At 71.0% G+C, this 8,177-nt stretch carries 4 protein-coding genes; 3 read left to right on the top strand and 1 reads right to left on the bottom strand.

The genetic code is table 11. The features are described 5' to 3' along the window. Positions 1-809 (bottom strand): peroxiredoxin family protein (locus ACESMY_RS23170; RefSeq protein ID WP_372787004.1); only part of this gene is annotated, 809 nt, incomplete at its 3' end. A 138-nt stretch (positions 810-947) separates the two neighbouring features. Here ACESMY_RS23170 and ACESMY_RS23165 point away from each other — a divergent pair. The 3 genes from ACESMY_RS23165 to ACESMY_RS23155 all read left to right on the top strand — a co-directional run. Continuing rightward, positions 948-1,523: a TetR/AcrR family transcriptional regulator gene (locus ACESMY_RS23165; RefSeq protein WP_372787003.1), complete on the top strand. Its 576-nt coding sequence runs from the start codon at positions 948-950 to the stop codon at positions 1,521-1,523. A gap of 120 nt (positions 1,524-1,643) precedes the next feature. Then, entirely contained in the window at positions 1,644-1,808 is a 165-nt protein-coding gene (locus ACESMY_RS23160; RefSeq protein ID WP_372787002.1) for a hypothetical protein, read from the top strand. Positions 1,809-2,285: 477 nt separating this feature from the next. Next, positions 2,286-8,177 (top strand): amino acid adenylation domain-containing protein (locus ACESMY_RS23155; protein ID WP_372787001.1); only part of this gene is annotated, 5,892 nt, incomplete at its 3' end.

Raw genomic sequence — 8,177 nt, 5'->3', positions numbered from 1 at the left:
GCCAGGTAGGGCGGCATGCGGTGGGTGCGGATCACCTCGCGGATCATCGGCGAGAAGCCCTTGATCTGCTCATAGGTGTTGAGCGGCATGGGGCCGATGCCGCCCGGCTGGTGGCAGGTGGCGCACTTGGCCTGGATGATCGGGGCCACGGTGTGGGCATAGGAGATCTGGGCGAAGGTCTTGGCCTTGGCGCGCTCCGGGAAGGCGATCAGCTGGCCCTTGGCCGGGACCGAGGTCAGGGCGACCTTCTGGCCGGCGACCAGGGCCTCGACCGCCGCCTTGGCCCATTGTTCGCCGGTAGGACTGGCGACCGGGCCGCGGTAGGCGATGGTCCAGCCGCGCGGGTCGATGACGATCACCTCGGCGGCGCGGGTGACGCCCAGCTCCTCGCCGACCAGCTGCTCGTAGTCGAAGAGGATCGGCATCTCGAGGCCGGCGGCCTTGGCGTCGGCGATCACCGGGTCGCGCTTGTCGCCGATGCGGCTGTCGACGGCCAGCATGTCGACGCCCTTGCCGGCGTAGGCGGCCTTCAGCGCCATCAGCGCCCTGGCGTCGGCGCGCAGCGCGGCGTCGCCCGAGGCGTAGGTCACCAGGACCACGGCCTTGTCGTCGCTCATCCGGTAGAGCTGGCGGGCGAGCAGGTTCTGGTCGGCCAGCATGAAGTCGTCGACCGTGGCCGGCGCGGCGGCCGGCGCGCTCTGCGCCTTCGCCGCCGACACGCCCCGCGAAGCGCCGCCCAGGGCCAGGGCGGCGGCGGCGACCGTCAGTCCTGCCAGGCCTACGCCGGCGCTCTTGCGTGACATCTTCATCTGCCCGTCCTCCCCAGGTGGGTTCGTCCCCGGCGCCGGGAGCGTCCTGCCCCACGTTCGCCACCGATGGCGTGAATCAAAAACCCACCATCGTTTAGATACGATATACAGTGGATCATAACGGACGATTGGCCGCCGATGTCAACGCTTTCAGACGCCCGGGTTGTGCGCACGCGCGACGCGCTGCGGGAGGCCATGACGGCCCTCGCGGCGGAACGTGCGCTGGACGCGATCACCGTGCGCGCCATCGCGGCCCGGGCCGGCGTCGGCTACGCCACCTTCTTCAGGCACTACAGCGACAAGGAAGCGCTGCTGGCCGACGTGGCCGGGCGGCTGATCCAGGACTTCCTGCGCCAGGTGCGCCCCCTCCTGCAACAGAGTGACCGGCGCGCCGCGGCGCGCTCGATGTGCGCCTTCGTCCACGACCGCCTGCCGCTCTACAAGGCCCTGCTGGCCGGCGGCTCGGGCGAAACCGTGCGCGCCGAAATGCTGCGCGCGACGATGGACACCATGGCCATGGCCCGGACCCGGCCCGCCGAAGGACCGCTCGACGACCTGATGTTGTTCCACCTGGTCTCGGCGACCTTGAACCTGCTCTCCTGGTGGCTGCGCCATCTCGACGAGGTCGACATCGACACCATGGCCGAGATGATCGACCGCGCCGTCCTGACCCCGGTCAGCGCGCTCAGGACCCGGCCGCCGGAAGGCTGCTAGCCGCCGGGCGGCCTTACGACTCCCTTATGCGACCCGCCTGAAGGCCGTCTCGATCCCTGATCCGCCCCGGCGTGATGCTGCAGCCTGGCCGCGGCTCCTCCGTGGCGACGAAAGGCTGACATGCTCGACCTGGTCTATCTGGCGCTGGGGATCGGCGTCCTTCTGCTGTTCGCGGGCTACGCCCTCGCGCGGTTCGACCTCGGCGGGCGCCTTGGTGTAGCGCACGTCAAGCCGGTACACGTCCGTCTCCATTTGGATCGGCCCGTGGCCGCGACGGGCGCGTGATCGCCCTGTCCCTCGGCGGGATAAATCGCCGCAGACCTGGTTCACTTAAGACCAGGGATGGTGAATCCGCGCGCGCGCCGCGGCGGCGATGAAGGCGGCCGGTGCGCCCACCGGTCCGCTTACGCGGTACATCTTTGAGTAGCAGACCTGCCGCGTCAGAGTCCTAAATCAAGATATTGGTTTTATACGAATTTGCCACCCAGCGACGGCGGATCGGACACGGTTACGCGCGTAAGTAATTCCACCACAACGTGCGGATTCCCCAAGGTGTCGAGGGTAATCGCGGGAGCATCCGCGCCGACCTCAAAGCGTTGATCGGTTAACCACCCCGCGCCGGCTGGTCGCCAACGCCTATCTCGCTGATCTCACGGAGCGAATGACTAACCATTAGCTGGCACACTTGGTGCGGATCTCGGACGAATCCAAGCGCGGCTTGTGCCGCTTTGGGATCGACTTTACGGTGATCCGGGGTGGGGTATGAATATCGATATCGGTGCACGATATCTCGGCTGGATCATCAGAGAAGCGCCGTCTCCCGACTTCTCGACAATCCAGGTCGCTTTCCGCGACTGCGTGCGCCGCACGCCAGGCGCCATAGCCCTCGCCATAGGCCGGACCGAGGGTCCTCCGACCGATACCCTGACCTACGCTGAGCTGGATACGCGTGCGCAGCGGCTCGCGCGCGCGCTCGTAGCGGGCGGCGTGAAGCCCGGGGACCGGGTGGGCGTCGCGACGAAACGGGACTTCGACGTCGCCATCGCCATGCTGGGCGTGCTCCTGGCCGGCGGCGTCTATGTGCCCCTCGACCCGTCCCAGCCCCGCCAGCGCCTCGATTTCATCCAGAACGACAGCGGCCTGCGCGTCGTCGTCCAGTCCGCCGGCCTTGGCTCGGAGGTCGCCGCGGCCGGGGTGCATGTCGTCGAGATCGGCGCGCCGCCCGCGCCCGGCGCGGTAGAGCTCCCAGCCAGCCACGCCTCGGACCCGGCCTATATCGTCTACGCGTCCGGCCCGGCCGGCGAGCCGGTGGGCGTGGTCACCCCCCATCGAGCGATCCTGCGTCTGACCTTGGGGGTCAGCTACGCCGCGCTCGGCCCGGATCGCCGCATCCTGCAGATGTCGCCGATATCGCTCGACGCGGCGACCTTCGAAGTCTGGGCGGCCCTGCTGAACAGCGGGACCTGCGTCATCTATCCCGACGCCGGCCCGCCCGATCTCGGACGGCTGCGGGCGGTGCTCGAAACCGCCCGCATCAACACGCTCTGGCTGAGCGGTTCGCTGTTCAACGCGATCGTCGACGCCGACGTCGGCATGCTGGCCCGCGTCGAGGAACTGCTGGTCGGCGGCGAACCCCTGTCGGTCGAGCATGTCCGCCGGGCCAGCGCCCAGATCAGCGCCAATATCGTCAACGTCTACGGCCCCACCGAAACGACGGCGTTCGCCTGCTGCCACCGGCTTCCCCACGACCTGCCGGCGTCGATGACCGCGGCGCCGATCGGCCTGCCGATCGAGCACACCGCGGTCGCGATCCTCGACGCCGACCTCAGTCCCGTGCGTCAGGGCGAGGTCGGCGAACTCTGCATCGCCGGCGATGGGCTCGCGCTGGGCTACCACAACCATCCCGAGCTGACCGCCGAGCGCTTCGTGCGGCGGCGCGGGGCGCCCGGCGGACGCTTTTTCCGCACCGGCGACAACGTGCGGATGCTCCCCAGCGGGGACCTTGAGTTCGTCGGCCACAAGGCGAGCTCGCCGGGGCCCGCCACTGGCGGCAAGGACCGCGGCGACGCCACCACCCTCACCGCCCTGCTGGACGCCGCGGCCGCGCGCTTCCCGGACAATGTCGCGGTGCGGCGCGGCCAGTCCCAGCTCACCTACGCCGAACTTGTCCAGCGGGCCGAGCGGGTGGCCAGGGCCCTGCGGGCGCGCGGCGTCGGGTCGGACGTCCGGGTCGGGCTATGCGCGGAACGCTCGCTCGACCTGCTGGTCGGGCTGGTCGGAATCCTCAAGGCCGGGGGCGCCTATGTGCCGCTCGACCCGACCTACCCGGCCGAGCGCCTGGGCTTCATCGTCGAGGACGCCGGCATCCAGGTGGCGGTCGCGACGGATGGCGCGGCGTCAGCCCTGGAGTCTTGCGGATCGGGGACGCTGGAGATCCTGAACCTCGGCGAGCTTGCCGAGGGCGATGCCGATGAAGCCGGCGCCGCTGCCCCGGCGCCCCAGCCCGGCGACGCGGCCTATGTGATCTACACCTCCGGCTCCACCGGCAAGCCGAAGGGCGTGGTGGTCACCCACCACAACGTCTGCCGCCTGCTCCAGCAGACCGAGCCGTGGTTCCAGTTCGGCCCGACCGACGTCTGGACGCTGTTCCACTCCTTCGCCTTCGACTTCTCGGTCTGGGAGATCTGGGGCGCGCTGGCCTATGGCGGCCGCGTGGTGGTCGTGCCCTACGAGACCAGCCGCAACCCCGACGAGTTCTACCGGCTGCTGGCCGTGGAAGGCGTCACGGTGCTGAACCAGACCCCATCGGCCTTCCGGCGCCTCGCCGCGACCGCCGTGGCCTTGCCGGACCTGAAGGCCGAGGCGCTCCGGGTGGTGATCTTCGGCGGCGAGGCCCTGGATTTCCGGACCCTGGAGCCGTGGCTCTCTGTCTACCCGCTCGGCCCGCCGCGCCTCGTCAACATGTACGGGATCACCGAGACGACAGTCCACGTCACCTATCATGAGATCAAGGCCGAGGACCTCGCCGGCGGGCGCAGCCTCATCGGACAGCCGATCCCCGATCTCTCGCTGCATGTGCTGGACCCGCAGGGAAAGCCGGCGCCGGCGGACCAGCCGGGCGAACTCTATGTGGGCGGCGAAGGCGTCGCCCGCGGCTATCTGAACCGGCCGGAACTGACCGCCGAGCGGTTCATCGCCGATCCCAATTCCAAGGATCCCCAGGCGCGGCTCTACCGGACCGGCGACCTGGCGCAACGCCTCGCCGACGGCAATATCGAATACCTCGGCCGCATCGACGACCAGGTGAAGATCCGCGGCTTCCGCATCGAGCTGGGCGAGATCGAGGCCGCCGCCACCGGACACCCGGCGGTGCGCGAGAGCGTCGTGGTGGCGCGGGACGACGGGGCCGACGAGACCCGGCTGGTCGCCTATCTGGTCGCCGTGGCCGGCGCGGCCCAGCCGAGCACGACCGAGCTGCGCCGCCACCTCGGCGGGCGGCTTCCCGACTACATGCTCCCGAGCGCCTTCGTCTGGCTCGACGCGGTGCCGCTGACGGCCAACGGCAAGGTCGACCGCCGCGCCCTGCCCGCGCCGAGCCGCGAGCGGCCGACGCTCGAACAGGCCTTCGCCGCGCCGCGCGGGGACTTCGAGCGCTTCGTCGCCGACAGCTGGCGCGAGCTGGTCGGCGTGGATCGGGTCGGCCGCCACGACCGCTTCTTCGAACTCGGCGGCACCTCGCTGCTGGCCATGCGCTTCCTGGAGATCTGCCGCAGCCAGCGCGGCCTGCGCCTCAGCGTCGCGGAGTTCTTCGACGGCCCGACCGTCGAGAACATCGCCCGCATCGCCGAACAGCGCCGCGCCGCGGAGGCGCCGATCGCCGCCGCCCCGGCGAAGCCCGCGCCCAAGGGCGACCGCATCGCCATCGTCGGCCTGGCCGGGCGTTTCGCGGGCGCGCCCGATGTCGCCAGCTTCTGGGAGATGATCCTCGCGGGCCGCTCGGGCCGCGTGGAGATCACCCGCGCCGACCTGGAGGCCGCCGGCGAAGACCCGGCCCTGCTCGACGATCCCGACTATGTGGCCGCCGCCTTCCCGCTGGACGACGCGGAAGGCTTCGACGCCGCCTTCTTCGGCTTCACCCCGCGCGAGGCGGAGCTGATGGATCCGCAGCAGCGGATCATGCTGGAGGCCGCCTGGACCGCGCTCGAGGACGCCGGCGTCGATCCGAGGCAGGGCTCCGACCGGATCGGCGTGTTCGGCGGCGTCGGCCGCAACGCCTATCTGCTGAACAACCTGATGACCCATCAGGACCTGCGCGAGACGGCCGGCGACTACAACATGCTCATCGGCAACGAGCGCGATTTCCCGACGACGCACATCGCCTATCGGCTGGGCCTGCGGGGCCCCGCGGTCAATGTGCAGACGGCCTGCTCCACCTCGGGCGTGGCGATCCACATGGCCGCCGAGAGCCTGCGCCGCGGCGAGTGCGACATGGCGCTGGCCGGCGGCGCCAAGGTGCTGGCGCCCAACCGGGTCGGCTACCGCTACGTTGAGGGCGGCCCGCTGTCGCCCGACGGCGTCCTGCGCGCCTTCGACGCCGAGGCCAACGGCATGGTGCGCGGCAGCGGCGTGGCCATGGTCGCGCTCAAGCGCCTCGAAGACGCCATGGCCGACGGCGACCACATCTACGGCGTGCTGATCGGCTCGGCGGTCAACAACGACGGCGAGGCCAAGGCCGGCTTCACGGCGCCCAGCGTCTCGGGCCAGGCCGCGGTCATCGCCGAGGCCTATCGCCAGGCGGGCGTCTCGGCCGACTCCGTCTCCCTGATCGAAGCCCACGGCACCGGCACCGTGCTGGGCGATCCGATCGAGGTCGAGGGCCTGACGCGGGCCTTCCGCCTGGGTCCCGACCAGGCCGGCTCGGTGGCCATCGGATCGGTCAAGACCAACATCGGCCACCTCGACGCGGGCGCGACGGCGGCGGGTCTCATCAAGGCGGTGCTGGCGCTCGAGAACGAGATCATCCCGCCCAGCCTGAATTTCACCGCGCCCAATCCGCGGATCGGCTTCTGCGACTCGCCGTTCTACGTCGCGGCCGAGGCCACCGAATGGAAGCGCGGCGACGTCGCGCGCCGGGCCGGGATCAGCTCCTTCGGGCTCGGCGGCACCAACGCCCACCTGCTGATCGAGGAGGCGCCGTCGCGGCCGGCCTCGGGCGCGGCTGAAGGCGCCCAGCTTCTGGTCCTCTCGGCGCGCACCGATGCGGCGCTGGCGAAACGCTGCGCCGACCTGGCCGACTGGCTCGAGGGCCACGCGGCCGCCAACCTCGCTGACGTCGCCCACACCCTGCGGGTCGGACGCCGGCGGTTCGAGAAGCGCCTGGCCCTGGTCTGCGCGGATCGCGACGACGCCATCGCCAAGCTGCGCCGCATGACGCCCGGCGAGGTGCTGCGCGGCGCCGGCGCGGCGGAAGCTCCGCCGGTGGCGTTCCTGTTCCCGGGCGGCGGCGCGCAATATGCCGGCATGGCCCGTGAGCTCTACGGGGCCTGCGCGCCGTTCCGTGCGGCGCTCGACACCTGCAGCCGGATCTACGAGGCCCGCGCCGGCCGTCCTCTGACCGACGCCATCTTCGAAGGCGAAGGCGCGCTCGACCAGCCGACCGTTGCCCTGCCGGCGCTGTTCGCCGTCGAATACGCCATGGCCCAGACCTGGCTCGCCTGGGGCGTCGAGCCCGACGCCATGATCGGCCACAGCATGGGCGAATACACCGCCGCCTGCGTGGCCGGGGTGTTCTCGCTCGAAGACGCCATCGACATCGTCATGTGCCGCGGGCGGCTGTTCGACACCCTGCAGCCGGGCGGCATGCTGAGCGTGCCCCTGGCCGCCAAGGCGCTCGAAGGCCGGCTCGGCGCCGAGCTCTCGATCGCCGCGATCAACCGCGACGATCAGTGCGTGGTCTCCGGCCCCGACGAAGCCATCCAGGCGCTTGCCGACGCGCTCGAGGCCGAGGGCGTCGAGACCCGCCGCGTGCACATCAATGTGGCGGCCCACTCCGCCCTGGTCGAGCCGATCCTCGGCGAGTTCCGCGCGCAGTTCGAGCGGCTGACGCTCAACAGGCCGCAGCGGCCGTTCCTGTCGAACCTGACCGGAGATTGGATCACCGACGAGGAAGCGACCGACCCCGGGTACTGGGTGAGCCACCTGCGCTCGACCGTGCTGTTCTGCGACGGGATCTCGCGGCTGCTGGAGGATCCTGAGCGCATCTTCCTGGAAATCGGTCCCGGCCAGGTGCTGAGCACGCTGACCCGCCAGAACAGCCGGCGCGGCGCGGGCCACGACGTCATCGCCACCATCAAGCATCCGCAGGAAACCGCGTCCGATGCCGACTTCCTGATGGGTGCGCTCGGCCGCTTCTGGCTGGCCGGGGGCAAGGCCGACTGGGTGACCTTCGCGGGCGCGCCGCGTCGGCGCGTGCCGCTGCCCACCTATCCCTTCGAACGGACCCGGCACTGGATCGAGGCGGTCCCCTACGCGACCTCCGAACGCGCGCTCCCGGCCGCGGCGCCCGTGGCCGCCGCGGTGGCCGCGGCCGCGCCCGGGGCCGCGCCCGGCCCCCCCGGGGGGGGGGGCCCGACCGGGGGCCCCCCCCCCGGCCAC

The sequence above is a fragment of the Phenylobacterium sp. genome (assembly GCF_041691455.1).
Lineage (GTDB): Bacteria > Pseudomonadota > Alphaproteobacteria > Caulobacterales > Caulobacteraceae > Phenylobacterium.
This window is presented reverse-complemented; position numbering and strand designations above follow the sequence as displayed.